This window comes from Microcoleus sp. Z1_B2 (genome assembly GCF_036700325.1).
Lineage (GTDB): Bacteria > Cyanobacteriota > Cyanobacteriia > Cyanobacteriales > Microcoleaceae > Microcoleus.
In genome coordinates this window covers 16117-31883 of record NZ_JAUBOQ010000029.1, presented here as the reverse complement: position 1 = coordinate 31883, position 15767 = coordinate 16117, and the positions used below count along the sequence as shown (strand labels likewise).

The 15767-nt window shown below is 45.1% G+C and carries 12 protein-coding genes; 8 read left to right on the top strand and 4 right to left on the bottom strand.

The annotated features are described in order from the left end of the window. Window positions 1-215: 215 nt before the first annotated feature. Window positions 216-1589 carry a 15-cis-phytoene desaturase gene (gene pds / locus QT984_RS18010; RefSeq protein WP_333233707.1) on the top strand — a complete coding sequence of 458 codons (1374 nt, stop codon included), beginning with the start codon at window positions 216-218 and terminating at the stop codon, window positions 1587-1589. A gap of 91 nt (window positions 1590-1680) precedes the next feature. Next, window positions 1681-2610: a 15-cis-phytoene synthase CrtB gene (crtB, locus tag QT984_RS18005; RefSeq protein ID WP_333056666.1), complete on the top strand. Its 930-nt coding sequence runs from the start codon at window positions 1681-1683 to the stop codon at window positions 2608-2610. A 154-nt stretch (window positions 2611-2764) separates the two neighbouring features. On the opposite strand, the gene QT984_RS18000 is transcribed toward crtB, so the two are convergent. Together QT984_RS18000 and QT984_RS17995 are read right to left on the bottom strand one after the other, a co-directional pair. Next, complete coding sequence (locus QT984_RS18000) at window positions 2765-3241, bottom strand: hypothetical protein (RefSeq protein WP_333056667.1); 477 nt, start codon at window positions 3239-3241, stop codon at window positions 2765-2767. 414 nt (window positions 3242-3655) lie between these two features. Beyond that, window positions 3656-6502, bottom strand: a complete 2847-nt coding sequence (locus QT984_RS17995) for a valine--tRNA ligase (protein WP_333056668.1) — start codon at window positions 6500-6502, stop codon at window positions 3656-3658. 160 nt (window positions 6503-6662) lie between these two features. On the opposite strand from QT984_RS17995, the gene QT984_RS17990 reads away from it, so the two are divergent. Both QT984_RS17990 and QT984_RS17985 read left to right on the top strand, forming a co-directional pair. After that, window positions 6663-6998: a hypothetical protein gene (locus QT984_RS17990; RefSeq protein WP_333056669.1), complete on the top strand. Its 336-nt coding sequence runs from the start codon at window positions 6663-6665 to the stop codon at window positions 6996-6998. Next, window positions 6991-7365: a type II toxin-antitoxin system RelE/ParE family toxin gene (locus QT984_RS17985; RefSeq protein WP_333056670.1), complete on the top strand. Its 375-nt coding sequence runs from the start codon at window positions 6991-6993 to the stop codon at window positions 7363-7365. The genes QT984_RS17990 and QT984_RS17985 overlap by 8 nt, the downstream gene beginning before the upstream one ends. A gap of 318 nt (window positions 7366-7683) precedes the next feature. On the opposite strand, the gene QT984_RS17980 is transcribed toward QT984_RS17985, so the two are convergent. Further along, entirely contained in the window at window positions 7684-9336 is a 1653-nt protein-coding gene (locus QT984_RS17980) for an FAD-dependent oxidoreductase (RefSeq protein WP_333374572.1), read from the bottom strand. Between the two features lie 58 nt (window positions 9337-9394). Between QT984_RS17980 and QT984_RS17975 the strand changes: the two genes are divergently transcribed. Genes QT984_RS17975 through QT984_RS17965 form a run of 3 tightly spaced genes read left to right on the top strand, consistent with a single transcriptional unit; the run spans window position 9395 to window position 12506 of the window. Further along, window positions 9395-9565, top strand: coding sequence for a hypothetical protein (locus tag QT984_RS17975; protein WP_333056672.1), 171 nt, complete (start codon window positions 9395-9397; stop codon window positions 9563-9565). A gap of 41 nt (window positions 9566-9606) precedes the next feature. Continuing rightward, window positions 9607-11253, top strand: coding sequence for an AAA family ATPase (locus QT984_RS17970; RefSeq protein ID WP_333374570.1), 1647 nt, complete (start codon window positions 9607-9609; stop codon window positions 11251-11253). 56 nt (window positions 11254-11309) lie between these two features. Beyond that, window positions 11310-12506, top strand: a complete 1197-nt coding sequence (locus tag QT984_RS17965) for a 5-methylcytosine restriction system specificity protein McrC (protein ID WP_333374568.1) — start codon at window positions 11310-11312, stop codon at window positions 12504-12506. Window positions 12507-12597: 91 nt separating this feature from the next. On the opposite strand, the gene QT984_RS17960 is transcribed toward QT984_RS17965, so the two are convergent. Continuing rightward, window positions 12598-13602 carry a phosphoribulokinase gene (locus QT984_RS17960; protein WP_333056675.1) on the bottom strand — a complete coding sequence of 335 codons (1005 nt, stop codon included), beginning with the start codon at window positions 13600-13602 and terminating at the stop codon, window positions 12598-12600. Window positions 13603-14466: 864 nt separating this feature from the next. Between QT984_RS17960 and petH the strand changes: the two genes are divergently transcribed. Next, a complete protein-coding gene (petH, locus tag QT984_RS17955; protein WP_333056676.1) occupies window positions 14467-15672 on the top strand; it encodes a ferredoxin--NADP reductase in 1206 nt (401 codons plus the stop codon). The last annotated feature ends 95 nt before the right edge of the window (window positions 15673-15767 follow it).

The following is a 15767-nucleotide window of genomic DNA, read 5'->3' as shown; positions in this document are numbered from 1 at the left end:
CTCATTAGTCCTCTTTGAGAGGACTTTTGCTTTGAGGCAGGGGTTTCAACCCTTGCCGGACTGTCGGGTAGGCGCGAAGACTGTCGGACAGTCGGGTTTAACGTGTTGGTTGACACCTATGGGCAGTTCCTTGTCCCTACAGATTTCCCAAAATATTGTAACGAGTTGTAAAGTATAATGAAAACGAAGCGAACACAGAGGCCAAGTAGTATCAAATGCGAGTTGCGATCGCCGGAGCAGGCTTAGCAGGACTTTCCTGCGCTAAATATCTTACCGACGCGGGCCACACCCCCATCATCCTAGAAAGTCGGGACGTACTCGGCGGCAAAGTGGCCGCCTGGAAAGATGCAGATGGCGACTGGTATGAAACCGGCCTCCACATCTTCTTCGGTGCATACCCGAATATGCTCCAACTCTTCAAAGAACTTGACATTGAAGACAGGCTGCAATGGAAAGAGCACTCGATGATTTTCAATCAGCCGGAAACCCCCGGAACCTATTCCCGCTTTGACTTTCCCGACCTTCCTGCCCCCTTCAACGGCGTCGCAGCCATCTTGAGCAACAACGATATGCTCACCTGGCCCGAAAAAATCCGCTTCGGTATAGGTTTGATTCCGGCGATGCTTCAGGGTCAAAACTATGTCGAAGCAATGGACAAATACTCGTTTTCCGACTGGCTGAAAAAGCAAAACGTCCCCCCCAGAGTCGAAAAAGAAGTATTCATCGCCATGTCCAAGGCGCTCAATTTCATTGACCCCCACGAAATATCGGCAACCATACTGCTGACAGCCCTCAACCGCTTCCTGCAAGAGAAAAACGGCTCGAAAATGGCCTTTTTAGACGGTTCCCCCACAGAGAGGTTGTGTCAGCCGATGGTAGACTACATAACTGAGCGCGGTGGTGAAGTACGGCTGAATGCACCCATCGGGGAGTTTTTGCTCAACGATGACAACACGGTGCGCGGGTTCCAGATTCGGGGAGTAAAAGGGGCAGAGTCAGAAATTCTGACGGCCGATATTTACGTTTCCGCGATGCCGGTTGACCCGCTGAAGCTGATGATGCCGAAACCTTGGGGCGAAATGGATTATTTCAAACAGCTCGAAGGTTTGGAGGGAGTACCCGTCATTAATGTACACTTGTGGTTCGATCGCAAATTAACTGATATCGACCATTTGCTGTTCTCGCGATCGCCCCTGCTGAGCGTCTACGCCGACATGAGCAACACCTGCCGCGAATATGCCAACCCAGACAAATCTATGCTGGAACTGGTTTTAGCACCGGCCAAAGACTGGATAGGCAAATCTGACGAAGATATCGTCGCAGCCACAATGGTCGAGTTAGAAAAACTCTTTCCCGATCAAATCCCAGAACCAGCCAAACTGCTCAAATATCACGTAGTCAAAACCCCTCGTTCCGTCTACAAAGCAACTCCCGGACGCCAGCAGTGCCGTCCCACACAAACAACTCCCATTAGCAATTTCTATCTAACGGGGGATTATACGATGCAGCGTTATCTTGCGAGTATGGAAGGTGCCGTGCTTTCTGGTAAGCTGACAGCGCAGGCTATTTCGACGGCCAATAACAAATGAAAAATTAAGAATTTTTCATAAAGACGTAAAAAATCTCCCGTTTTCTAAACGGGGGAAAATCAGTTCTAATCTTTAAATTTCTTATTCTCGGATGCTGCAACTGTCAAAACTCCAGTGCATGAGAACTCTGGCTTCTGTGGATGACTCTTACGAACTGTGCCGCCAAGTCACGGCGAGTTATGCCAAAAATTTTTATTTAGGCACTCAACTCATGCCCGAAGCCAAGCGTCGGGCGATTTGGGCGATTTACGTCTGGTGCCGCCGCACCGACGAACTCGTAGACGGGCCGGGTTCTGATGCAACGACCCCTGAAACCCTCAATCTGTGGGAAAAACGGCTAGAATCGGTGTTTGCCGGCCATCCTCACGACGACTACGACGTAGCGTTGGTGGATACGCTGTCTCGTTTCCCGATCGACATTGGGCCGTTTCGAGAGATGATTGCGGGCCAGCAAATGGACTTGTACCGCAGCCGCTACGAAACTTTTGAAGAGCTCAATCTTTACTGTTATCGAGTAGCGGGTACTGTAGGGCTGATGTCGATGTCTGTCATGGGTGTAGGCGAATCGAACTCCGCTGCTAACTGGAATTGGCACTGGGGGAATAGAATTCCCAAAGAAGAAGCGATAGCCCTGGGTATTGCCAAGCAGTTGACTAATATTTTGCGCGATGTCGGAGAAGACGCCCGTCGCGGCCGCATTTACATTCCCTTAGAAGACTTAGCCTTGTTTAACTACACCGAAGAAGACTTATTCAACGGTGTGATTGACAACCGCTGGCGGGAATTGATGCGGTTTCAAATTCAGCGAGCTCGCAAATTATACGCCAGCGCGGAACCCGGAATCAAAGTGCTCAGTCCCGATATCCGCTGGACTGTTTGGGCTGCTACAATGCTCTACAGCAGAATCTTAAATGCGATCGAACGCAATCAGTACGATGTGTTTCAGAAGCGCGCTTATGTTAGCAATTCTCAGAAACTGCGGTGTCTCCCCGCTGCTTGGCTGAAGTCAAAAGTGCTTTAGTCGCGGGCCGTATTGCTGGCGATTCAGCAACTGGTAAGGGGTATTTGTCAAGTTACAAATTATATGATGTCCAGCAAATTGCATATTAGGTTAGTGGGGACGCGGTAGTGCCGTGTTCCTACGTTTGGTGTGTTAATTTAAATCAAATTTTAAGTCAAATTAGTGGAGTAGCGGGCGGAATAGGCAATTGGGCGATCGAACTTTCCAACAATTGCTTTTCCTGCTGGAGTTTTGCCTCTAAATTTTGAATTTGTTCTCGGCGGGCTTCAACTTCAATCAAGCGGCGAGACAATTCTTGACTCTGCAAAGTGAGAGATTGCCGCCAATCTTCGGCTTTCTGGGCTTCTTGCTGCAAAAAATCGGGAGTAAAACCTGTTGTTAAATATTTTTCTACTAATTGTAGTACCCAGTTTGTAGCTGCTTGAATATGCAAAACCTGGCTATTTTCGTCAACATTTGCTAATACTAGCATTCCTTCATTTAAAACATTTTGATCTAAATCTGACGGTACTGTCAAGAGAGTTTCTTTACAAAGCATAGCCCAAGTATCATCAGAATTTTGGCAAGCCAGCAATTGCAGACTTATCTCGCCTAAAATTTCCTTCTTTTGTACTTGGGCTAAATATAACATGAGGGTAATTAGTAATTGGTAATTGGTGATTAATTGCCCGTGTTAGCACAATTGGTTCTATTATTGAAACCAAATTTGTAGGGGCGGGTTCGCCAACCATTTATGGTAAACATCAATAATACTATAAACCCGCCCCCGCCCACCAACAATAAAAATGTACGATGAATTTAGAGGTAAAATTGTGATGTAAATAATGGCTGAGGAGAGGGCGGGTTTACGAGATTGTTTGTGTATTTCATAGATGGCTGGTTAACCCGCCCCTACGGGATTTTGGGATGTTTTTATACAGCGATCGCCCAGCCTAATAAAAATGATAATCTCCTCAGAAACCGGGTTTCTTTCAATATTTTTCGTTACTCAACCGAAAAATTCGTAGAAACCCGGTTTCTCAACCCACCCGCGACTAATGACTCCTTAAAACAACTTTAGCCGATCGCGCAAAATTTCCGCTTGTTTTTGGGCTTCCGCCAAAGCATCCCTCGCCCCCTGAACCACATCAGGAGTAGCCTTATCCACAAACTTCTGATTAGTCAAGCGCGCCGCACTATGCTTAATTTCAGCTTCCACCTTGCTCAACTTCTTCTCTAATTTAGCACGCAAAGCCGCCAAATCCACCACCCCAGCCAGGGGAATCAATACTTGCACAGTACCGACAACCCCAGCAATTGACCCCCCTTGCCCCCCCTTACCAAGGGGGGGATTAAGGGGGGGTTCTGCATCCAAACTAGCAGTAACTGTCAGATTTTCGACTTTTGCCAAATCCTGAATGTAAACACCTCCATCTGAGATGATTTGGCGTTCTTTCTCGCTTTCGCTTTGCAAAATCGCCGTCACCTTCACACTGGGTTTGATATCAGCATCTGCCCGCAAATTGCGAATAGTGCGAATTGTACCGAACAACAACTCAAACTGCTGTTCCAAATCAGCATCAATTAGCGAGATATCAGCTTCAGGATAAGCTTGCAAAGCCAAACATTCGCCATCACCTGTTTGAGTCAGAGTGTGCCAAATTTCCTCAGTAATGTGCGGCATAAAAGGATGCAGCAGTTTCAGAATCCCTTCCAACACAAAAGCAAAAGTTTGCTGTGCCATTTTCTTAGAATTTGGTTCAGCATCCTGTTGCAAGCGAGACTTGACTAACTCAATATACCAGTCACAGAAATCGCCCCAAATAAACTCATAAAGTCCCTTCGCCGCTTCCCCCAAACCGTAATTTTCCAAACAATTGCGGCTTTGCTGCACAACTTGATTGTAGCGAGAAAGAATCCAGCGATCGCACAATTCCAACCCTTCCTCTCTCCCCCCCTCAACAAGGGAATCTTCTTCTCTCCCCCCCTCAACAAGGGAATCTTCTTCTCTCCCCCCCTTAGTAAGGGGGGGTTGGGGGGGGTAAGGAATTCCCAATTGTTGCGGCGTCTGTCCCTCCAAATTCATCATCACAAACCGCGCCGCATTCCACAACTTATTCGTGAAATTCCGGGAAGCTTCCACCGATTTCGATTCATCAGTTTTGCGATCGTACTCCATGCGAATATTTTGACCCGCCCCAACCACTTCCTTAACCAAGGTGTAGCGCAAAGCATCAGTACCGTACTTACCAATCAACAGCAGCGGGTCGATACCGTTATTTTTACTCTTAGACATTTTCTGACCGTTTTCATCCAACACCAAACCGTGAATGTAAACAGTATCAAAAGGCATCTTTTCAGTAAAATGTCCTGCCATCATCGTCATTCTAGCAACCCAGAAAAAGATGATATCAAAACCTGTTACCAAAGTAGTTGTCGGATAGTAAAACTCCAAATCATTAGTTTCGTCAGGCCATCCCAGAGTTGAGAAAGGCCACAACCCAGACGAAAACCAAGTATCCAATACGTCTGGATCTCTGGCTAACTCTACGTCATTACCAAATTTAGCCGTAGCTTTTTCCTTAGCTTCAGCTTCAGTTTTCGCAACTATAAAAGGTGTCGTATCAGTAATTTCGCCGTTAGTTTCGCTAACAGCATACCAAGCCGGGATTTGGTGTCCCCACCACAATTGGCGGGAGATACACCAATCCTTCAGCTTCACCAACCAATCGCGATAAACCTTTGTCCATCTCTCAGGAACAAAGACGGGTGAGTTACTTTGATCTAATGCTTCTAAAGCACGCTGAGAAAGAGGATCTATCTTCACAAACCATTGCGTAGATATCAAAGGTTCGACCGGAACCTTGCCGCGTTCGCTGTAGGGAACAGTATGCTTATAATCTTCTATTTTAACCAAAACCCCGTCAGTTTCTAACCGCTGCACCACATTTTTCCGGGCAACAAATCGGTCTTGTCCTTGGAACTCTCCGGCATTTTCATTTAAAGTGCCGTCCTTATTCATAATGTTAATAAACGGCAAATTGTGACGCTTACCCATCTCGAAGTCATTCGGATCGTGGGCGGGTGTCACCTTGACACAACCAGTTCCGAAAGTCGGATCGACAAACTCATCAGCAATGATGGGAATTTCGCGATTTGCGATCGGCAAAGTGACAGTTTTACCGATAAGATGCTTGTAGCGATCGTCCTGTGGATTCACCGCCACCCCAGTATCCCCCAACATCGTTTCCGGCCGAGTCGTCGCCACCTCCAAATAACCAGAACCGTCCGTCAAAGGATAGCGGAAATGCCACAAATGGCCCTCAACTTCCTGTTGGTCTACCTCCAAATCCGACACAGCAGACTGACTAGCCGGACACCAATTCACCAGGTAATTGCCGCGATAAATCAGCCCCTCATCGTACAGGCGGACAAACGCTTCTAAAACCGCAGCGGATAAGCCTTCATCCATCGTAAAGCGTTCACGCGACCAATCAACAGACACGCCCAAACTGCGTAATTGATTAGTAATAGTATTGCCCGATTCAGCTTTCCACTCCCAGGCCCGTTCCAAGAATTTTTCTCGGCCTAAATCGTGGCGAGTTTTGCCTTCTGCTTTGAGTTGCTTTTCCAGAATAGTTTGAACTGCGATGCTAGCATGATCCGTTCCCGGCAACCACAGGGTATTGCGTCCAGTCATGCGGTGATAGCGGACGAGGACATCAATCAGCGTCTCTTCAAAAGCGTGTCCCATGTGGAGGCTGCCGGTGACGTTGGGCGGCGGGATAACTACGCAGTAAGGTTCGCCACCTTTTTCGGGGTCAGCTTTGAAGGTTTGGTTGTCTTCCCAGTATTTTTGCCACTTGGCTTCGGTGGCTTGGGGGTCGTATTGGGGGGGTAGGTTTGCGGTCATTGGCGAGAGGGTGCAGGTTTTATATATAAGATTGTGCCACAGCGGGGGGAAGAGAAGAGGTTTGAACCGCAGAGGGCGCAGAGGCAGAGGGAAGAGCGATATTCCAGGCGGGGCGGGTTTACGTTAAAATCAAGGTAAAATTAAAAGGTTTGATGGGATTATGAATGTAGCAGCACTTCGACATCAAATCGATCGATGGCTCGATCGACTTTCTCCAGAACATCTGGCATTAGTTGCGAGTTTTATAGAGTTTCTAAGCCAAAAGCAACGTCAGGGGGTAATCATTTCGCCAAATAATCTGCCAGAGGTTTTCTCAGCAGAAATCCAAGAGATGCCTCCTGCTAATTCTTTTAGTATTCCAGAACCCTCAGAAATTGACGGAGAGAACCAATCTAAAGCAGCGCTTATACAAGATTTTCGGCAAGCTTGGCACGAAGCCATGACTGGGCAAACCATTTCGGTTGCTCAAATGTGGGAAGGAATTGAAAATGACTGACTTGCCCTTAATTCAAGTTATAGTTTCACCAACCTTCAATCGCAATTTACGCACTCTTGCAAAAAAATACCGCAGCATTCGCAATGATATTCAACCCATTATCGAACAACTCACACGGGGAGAACTGCCAGGAGATCGAATTGCTGGAGTGGGTTATGCAGTCTTCAAGTTGAGAGCCCGAAATAGCGACACTCAAAAAGGTAAAAGTGGTGGATACCGTTTAATTTACTACGTCCAAACAGCAACGGGAATCATTTTGCTGACCCTTTACACCAAATCCGAACAAGTCGATATTGCAGCAGAGGATATTCAGAACATTATTACAGAATACGAGCAGCAGCAGAGCGAAGATCGAGAGGATATCTAAGAGTTGGGGAATCTTGCGCCGTCGAATATGAGGTTTCGACATCTTCAGTGGTTAAATCCTTTTAATATCTTATTTGACATAAATTCCTAATCCAAAACCTGCCTTCTCTGGGAGAAAGCCACGATTCTGCAGAGAAACCGATTTTCTTTTTGCCTTAGTCCTACTGGTAAAACAAATTGCAATAATTAAGAATCGCAATGAATAACAGTTATCAAACTCCAGGAATTGCGTTTTTTGTTCTCAAACTTAAACAAAAGTTTCTAGTTTGTAGGCCTGGTTTAACATAGTTTAGCAACACGGGCGACTGCTATATGTCGATTATTTCACTTCCTTATAATCCACCCCATAACTCGTATCTCTCCCCGACAAATACGTCGTTTTCCCCGTTAAAGTCTCCAGAGTTTTTTTCGTTTCAGCCGAAGTAATCGAATTCAGCGGCACGCCGAACTTGCTAGCCAAACCAGCCGCCACGCCCACACCTTGTCCTTGATAAATATTCACCGTCGCAATTCGCCCGACAGATACCGCCATACCGACATAACCCGACGATCGCCCGACAATGGCTAAATTATTCACTTTGCTAGCCAAAGCGCTTTCTATCCCGAAATTATACACTGGCAGCGGCGGAATTCTCGCAGATAAATGCTTGACTCCGCCCCGCATATCGAAATCGTAGGAAAAACTGCCGATCGACTTTCCGGGTACTGTTCCCCCTTTGATAATCTCCTTCCCCGTTAGCGGATCTACCACCTCGCGAACGTTCAAACTTTGCCTGATATAAATCTCGTCTGGAATAAATACTCTCACATCTTTACCCGACTTCTTTTGTAGCCAGTGTTGGAGATGTGACATTTCTTTAATCATCTCAGGAGTCGGTTTTCTGCCGTTAGCTTCCATCTTCATGATTTGGTCAACTTGGTATTTAAACAGAAACCCGTTCCAGGACAGCACATTTTTGTTATAAACGCAGACATTGCCTTTATCAAAAAAGAATCCTTTATTTTGACTAAAGGGCAGATTTCTATCTATGTGATACGCTGCTCCTATAGCTACACTTCTGATGTCGTAGCCGTCTGTATATGGCTGATAAATCGTACTCCAAAAATTCTTCAGCCAGAATTTTGTACTGGCTGGATCTTTATATTTTGTAATGCTTTCTTTAATCTTTTTTACCAAAGGCCGATTGTATAGAATGTCATCTTCTATTCTGCGGAATTCGGACATCGTTATACCTGTAATTGTCGGAACTACAGAGACTGCTAAAGTTTCATTTTTGGATTTTATATTTTGAGATTCATATCCTGTATAATAAGATAATCCGGCTTTTCTGGCTAATTCAGCGTCTTGAGTTACGTCAATAAAAGAGTTGGCTTTAATTCTTAAGCTACTGCCTTTTACTTGGGCATATTCGATTTTTTTATCTACGACGTGGGGAGTAAGAGTTGAGTTGGAAATAACTCTGACTTTTGCTGCTGAAAGCATTTGTCTGAGAGCTTGATCTGCCCTTTTTGGGTCTAAGCAAGATTCGCGCGCATTCGCTTTATCTAAGAATTCTTTAAAACATTGGGCGTAGGGTTGGCGTTGCCAATTGGGGATTTTATCTAAATCGATGTAAGCTAAACCGCCGCGGGTAAGTAAGCCGCCCAAAGGATCTCTTCCGTAGGTCGATCGCACGATCGCAACTTTGCCCTTTGGGCCTAAAGTTTTCTTCGCCCATATCGCCGCACATATCCCCGGTACTTCATCACCATATACTACTACATCAAACTTTTGCTCCGGTGGTTTTTTGGGAGGTACCGGAGGCGGGCTGCTGGATTTTTGCTGCAGAGTTCCATTGTCTAAGGTAGCACTTGCTGGAGCTCTATTTGCGATATAATTTTTTATTTCTCTGAAAGGGGGAGAGTTAAGTAAAAGTTCTAGGGCGGCAAAGATGATTGCAATTGAAGCTAGTTTCTTAAAAGTAGAGAGCATTCAGTTGACTCGTTTATAAATTTGCAATACCTGAAAGCGCAGTTCAGGGTTTACGGAGTTGAATATAGCACGTTTAGATTGTTTCGACACAGTTTTAACTTTTCCGGGAACTGTTGTTAGCGGTTTTGCCAGTGTTACTGGTTTGGGAGGGCTATTGATGAGGGTAAGGATGGTGGGTGCGATCGTATCTCAGATATCTGGTGTCGGGAAGGGCGATCGGCTACAATAATTTAAGAACAACAATTGAGTCACCTTAAACATACAGAAAAAATGGAAAAAGTTTTTGTACATCCTGAATGCCCTTTTTCAGTAAACACATTTAACCTATTGAAAAAATTTTATGAAGACCCAAGTTCAGATTTTTACATGGCACACAAAAAAGATTTCTTAAAATATGTAGAAGAGCCATTAAAGTATATTTTAAGCCAGGTAGAAGAGCAGTTGCCTGATTGTATGACAAAACATCTAAATATCAAGGATGAGATATGGGCTTTTGACATTGAAACAAAATATGAGATAGCACCAGCTTACGGTTTAACTTTGTGTTTCAACGATAGCGATAACAGTTCTAAGTTAATATTACTACTTCAAGAATCCCGATTAATTTTTGGCTTTTGGGCAGCAGATAAATGTTTTGCTAGTGTGGTAGAAAATTACCATACTTATAAAAGTGATGTTGATTTCCTCAATTATTTTAAACGTTATAACCTTCCCAATAGGCATCAGTGTCGTTTAAAATATGGCGGGGAAGCTTATTATTATAATGGTTGGGAGGAGTTTGAGCGCACAATGAAACCTGAGAAATCTATTTATGAACTATTAGAAAGTATCTTGAAAGAGATTACTATCGATTCTATTGAATCTGGAATGGTTTCTTATGATAATATTCTCGTAGCCCTATCACTTAATAAATCCGAAGATTTATTAGGATATTCTGCTAAACAGTTAATTCACAAAATAGCACAAACCTTTAAAAAACTATTTCCATTATTGTTAATATCTTATGGCGAGGATAATAATGATGATTCCCTTGCTCTTATAAGTCAATATTTTTCAGTATATGAAAAGGAATTTAATCCCGTGTACCAACTAGAAGCAATTTCTCAAATTACTGGTTTTCAAACAACCCAACTAACCCAATGGATACACACCATTAACCGCAAAGGCCAAGCCATAATCCAAGGCCCGCCCGGAACCGGAAAAACCTTCCTAGCTCAAAAACTCGCCCAATACTTAATCGGTGGCGGTGACGGTTTCTCAGACATTATCCAATTTCATCCAGCTTATACTTATGAAGACTTTATTCAAGGCATCCGTCCCCAAAGTCAAGATGGGCAATTAACTTACCCAATAGTTCCCGGTAGGTTCCTAGAATTCTGCGAAAAAGCCGAAGTCTGTGAAGACACTTGTGTTATCATTATTGATGAAATTAATCGCGCAAATTTATCTCAAGTCTTTGGCGAGTTAATGTATCTCCTAGATGACCGACAGGACACAAAACGCTTTATTACACTAGCCAGCGGTCAAAAGTTTAGAATCCCTACAAATGTTCGCATTATCGGCACAATGAACACCGCAGACCGTTCTATTGCCTTAGTCGATCAAGCACTCCGCCGCCGCTTCGCATTCATTCCCGTTTATCCTAATTATGAAGTCCTGCGACAGTATCACCACAGAGAGGAAACAGGTTTTCCAGTTGATAAATTAACTGGCATCCTAGAAGATGTCAATCGCGCAATTAACAACAAACACTATCAAATAGGAATCTCCTTCTTTTTGACAAAAACCTTAGCTGAAGATATCCAAGATATTTGGGAAATGGAAATTGAGCCATACCTCGAAGAATACTTCTTTGATAACCTGGAAAAAATGGATGAGTTTCTCTGGGAGAATATCAAGAATAAATTGGGCTATTGACAATCTAACGCCGTCATTAACGCCGATACCGTGGCGTTACTGCATCCACCACAATTATGAAACCAGAATCCCGCCGAATTATCGAACTCACAGAATATAAATCCGCAAGCTTTGAACAATACTCAATCCCCGAATCAGTAGGACAAAAAATACACAATAATTATGACAAGGAAATCGATATAGAATTTCCCAACTTTAAAACAAAATATCAATGGCACTTAAAATCTAAAGGCAGAGTTGGCAACATTCCAATCACTCCAGAATTTCACATCGCCATCCGCCCAAAGGTTCCCATAAACAACCTCTTCGGAATGCTTGACTATGCCTACAACCTTAAGATAAAATTTCCCCAAGGGTCGATTCAGTGCCAATCTTTACAAGAAACTTACGAGAGATTAGCTAACATTCTTGCCCAAAAAATTATAGAACGCTGTCGCAAAGGATTATATCGCGATTACTTATCCAAAACAGAAAGACTCGCCTACATTCGCGGCCGTGTCGATTTGCGGTCAGCCCTGCAAAAACCTTGGGATGTTAAACTAAAATGCCACTATAACGAACAAACAGGCGACATCGAAGACAATCAAATACTCGCTTGGACACTTTTCATCATTGGCCGCAGCGGTTTCTGCCGTGAATCTGTTTCATCCACTGTGCGAAAAGCCTTTCACGCACTCCAAGGATTTGTTACATTAAAACCTTTTAAATCCGAAGCTTGTATTGATAGAAATTATCACCGCTTGAATCAAGATTATCAACTTTTACACGCCTTATGTCGATTCTTTTTAGATAACACAGGGCCTAGTCACGAAACAGGCGATCGCGAAATGCTCCCTTTTCTCATAGACATGGCTAATTTATATGAACAATTTGTCGCTGAATGGCTCAAAGCAAATACACCAAAAGGCTTTGAGGTCGAACCACAACACCGAGTTGAACATGACACAAATTATTTCGATAAGATTGACTTAATTATACGCGATAGTGAAACAAAAAAAGTCCAATACGTCCTCGATACGAAATACAAAGCTCCCGATAAAGTAGCCAATAAGGACATTCATCAAATAGTTGCTTACGCCAATGCGTTAAAGTGCCAAAATGCAATTCTCGTTTACCCGCAAGACCTCACAGAGCAACTAGACATAAAACATGGCGATATCCGAGTTCGCCGTCTAACTTTTTCCCTAGATGGCGACCTCAATGAAGCCGGAGAAACCTTCTTAAAATCTCTACTTCCAAACACCCTCCCCTAACTCTACTCTGCGCCCTCTGCGCCCTCTGCGGTTCATTTCTCCACAAAAAAAGAGGCGCAATTGCGCCTCTCAAATCTTTCATGTCTGTGTTCTAAACACTCATAGCCACTTTCGCTTCTTTTGCAGTCAACTTCTCGTAAGTCGCCCGCATCTTCAATCCGACTAACACTTGGAACAAACCAGTTCCATTGTTAGAACCAGGATATTCGCGGTGCTGGAGCAACAGGTGAGTTAACTCGCCTTCATACTTCGCAGAAGTCTTGCTCAAATGGCTTTCGATGTAAATAACTTCTTCGAGATTCTCGAATTGACCATCTACTTCCAAAATCGAGACTTCGTGACCGTAGAAAGCATCGGGCCCGTAGTACATCTTAATTCCGGGATAGGAACAAGTCAGCTTGCGGCCGCAAGGAACCCAGTTAATTGTTGAACCTTCGTCAAACAAATACGCAGGCTCAAAATTGGCGATGCCTTCGCGCTGGATCATCTGCACGCGCAGAACTTTCCGCTCCTTGTCATCTTTGATCAAGTTGGTCGGCAACACTTGAATTACCACATCAGCATATTGCTTTTGCGGGTCGATGTAGGCGGTAAAGTCCGGTTTGCGAGCATTGATCGCAAACAGCACGTCTTCGTAACGGTGGCCCCGTTCCGCCATGTCGCGCTGGATTTTCCAAGCAATTTTTACCTCGTCGCTGATGTCGAGGTAGACGCTGAAGTCGAGGAGCGATCGAACTCGCTCGTCGTACAGCGGATGCAGCCCCTCAATCACAATCACGTGATTCGGCTCTACCCTTTCGGGCGGGTCGATCATACCGGTTTCGTGGTTGTAGATCGGCTTGTCGATCGCGTGACCTTCTTTGAGCGCCTTCATTTGCTCGGCCATCAGGTCAAAATTGTTAGCTCTGGGGTCAAGGGCTGTAATCCCTGTTTCCTTGCGCTGCTTGCGATCGAGACTGTGATAGTCGTCAAGGCAGATTACAGTCACGAAATCTTCCCCGAACAAATCTGTCAATCGGCGTAAAAAAGTAGATTTTCCGCATCCGGAATCTCCGGCAACGCCAATTAAAACCACGCGATCCGGCTTACTTGTCATAGTTTCCCTCTAACAAAATCACTGTTTACTAACTAACTCAAGTCTAGATTCCACAAAATTTCAGCCCGCAGGTAGCGGCAAGCAGGCTTTGTGCTGCTGTGCTACCCCGAGACGATCGAGTTCTCACCAGCATACAGCAGTGAGTTGATTGCCTGCCCGGGAAGACCCAAGCAATCTTCAAGGCAAGTAATTAATAGCTTGTAAAAGTATAGTCATTTATGTATGACATGGGAGGCGTGAATCCCTCCCCTTTCTTTTTTACTTCGAGCGGATTGACCCGCCTGGGCTGAACTACGCAGCTCCCTATCCCATCGCACAAGGCATTTGGGATTGCTTGGGGCCTAAGATCGTCATATCTATTAACACTAACTTTAGTAGTTGATCTTACCAGAATGCGATCGCCCACTACAAGCTCAACGTCGATAGATTTGAGATTTGAGATTTGAGATTTGAGATTGTAGAATTGACCCGTCAGTCAGCCTGGGAGTCATAAATCCAGGATCTTGTACCTGGCTGCTTTCGGTCAATAGGAGCTATTTGTTGCCCGATGCCACACTCCATCACCGATCGGCAATCAAAACGACTTATCGGGGCAGATCCCCCGATCGGGTAAAATATTGGCAGTACGCAGACAACAATAGCTATAGGTCAACAGCCGAACGCAAAGCGGGCTCGGTGAGCGCGGCGTTCGGCTAGTAGGGATTTGATACGCGAGCGATCGCAACTTCAACCTTCCCGCCGGCGTGGCGGGGCCCAAAAATTGGCGAGGCCAATTAGTCCCGATGGCCTTAAGAAAAAAGTAAATTGAGTCTAACGTCACATTCTCTTTCTTTATAACTCTGTATCGTGAAGGAAAATCAACCAATGTACAGCCCAAGCATATCTGGTGTGGCGGCCAACTCAGAATCAGGCAGCCGCATCTTTGTTTACGAAGTGGAGGGTATGCGTCAGAGCCAAGCAACTGACCAAATAAGTAACCCGATTCGCCGTAGCGGCAGCGTATTTATCTCCGTGCCCTACGATCGCATGAATCAGGAAATGCGCCGGATTGCTCGGATGGGTGGAAGAATTGTCAGCATCCGCCCCTCAAACAGCGCTCCCGAAACAAATGGCAAAGTCGCACCAGAAGCAGGGCTACAGAGTCAGAAATCTGGAGAAGAAACTAAGCCCATGACTCAAGCCAAGGAAAAAGTTCAGGTTCCTGTCAACCTCTACAAACCGGCCAATCCCTATATTGGTAAGTGCATTTCTACAGAAGAATTAGTCAGAGAAGGCGGCGACGGCACAGTTCGCCACGTCACCTTCGACATTTCTGGAGGCAATTTGCACTATCTCGAAGGTCAAAGTATCGGGATTATTCCTGATGGCACGGATAAAAACGGCAAACCTCACAAAATTCGGCTTTACTCGATCGCCTCCACCCGTCACGGCGACAACCTCGACGACAAAACAGTCTCGCTGTGCGTGCGCCGCCTAGAGTACAAAAGCCCAGAGACTGGCGAACAAGTGTTCGGCGTTTGTTCGACTTTTCTCACCGGTTTGCAACCGGGGGATGATGTCAAAATCACCGGCCCCGTAGGCAAGGAAATGTTGTTGCCCGACGACGAAGAAGCCACCATTATTATGATGGGTACCGGTACAGGTATTGCTCCTTTCCGGGCTTATTTGTGGCGGATGTTTAAAGAAAACAATCCCGATTACAAATTCAGAGGTTTAGCTTGGTTGTTCTTTGGAGTTGCTTACACTCCCAACATTCTTTACAAGGAAGAGTTGGAGCAATTGCAGCGCGAGTTCCCCGATAATTTCCGCTTGACTTATGCCATCAGCCGCGAGCAAAAGAATGTTGACGGCGGCAAGATGTACATTCAAAACCGGATTCAAGAGAACGCAGACCAATTGTGGGAATTGGTTCAAAAGCCGAATACTCACACTTATATCTGCGGTTTGAAGGGTATGGAAGGCGGAATTGATGAGGGAATGTCGGCCGCGGCTGGCAAGCACGGTGTTGACTGGGCTGGCTATCAGAAACAGTTGAAGAAAGAGCACCGTTGGCACGTTGAAACTTATTAATGTGTTACCTGATTTAATCTGATTTGTAGGGTGGGCTGAGCTCGCCCTACATTTTTTTAAACAGTTGTTTTAAACAGTAGTGTAAAATATGAAGT

Excerpts from the sequence above, each read along its gene's own strand:
- QT984_RS17960 (WP_333056675.1), bottom strand. The coding sequence starts at position 13,602 with ATGACAAGTAAGCCGGATCGCGTGGTTTTAATTGGCGTTGCCGGAGAT.
- pds (WP_333233707.1), top strand. The coding sequence starts at position 216 with ATGCGAGTTGCGATCGCCGGAGCAGGCTTAGCAGGACTTTCCTGCGCT.
- QT984_RS17965 (WP_333374568.1), top strand. The coding sequence starts at position 11,310 with ATGAAACCAGAATCCCGCCGAATTATCGAACTCACAGAATATAAATCC.
- QT984_RS17995 (WP_333056668.1), bottom strand. The coding sequence starts at position 6,502 with ATGACCGCAAACCTACCCCCCCAATACGACCCCCAAGCCACCGAAGCC.
- QT984_RS18000 (WP_333056667.1), bottom strand. The coding sequence starts at position 3,241 with ATGTTATATTTAGCCCAAGTACAAAAGAAGGAAATTTTAGGCGAGATA.
- QT984_RS17970 (WP_333374570.1), top strand. The coding sequence starts at position 9,607 with ATGGAAAAAGTTTTTGTACATCCTGAATGCCCTTTTTCAGTAAACACA.
- QT984_RS17980 (WP_333374572.1), bottom strand. The coding sequence starts at position 9,336 with ATGCTCTCTACTTTTAAGAAACTAGCTTCAATTGCAATCATCTTTGCC.
- QT984_RS17985 (WP_333056670.1), top strand. The coding sequence starts at position 6,991 with ATGACTGACTTGCCCTTAATTCAAGTTATAGTTTCACCAACCTTCAAT.
- QT984_RS17990 (WP_333056669.1), top strand. The coding sequence starts at position 6,663 with ATGAATGTAGCAGCACTTCGACATCAAATCGATCGATGGCTCGATCGA.
- petH (WP_333056676.1), top strand. The coding sequence starts at position 14,467 with ATGTACAGCCCAAGCATATCTGGTGTGGCGGCCAACTCAGAATCAGGC.
- crtB (WP_333056666.1), top strand. The coding sequence starts at position 1,681 with ATGCTGCAACTGTCAAAACTCCAGTGCATGAGAACTCTGGCTTCTGTG.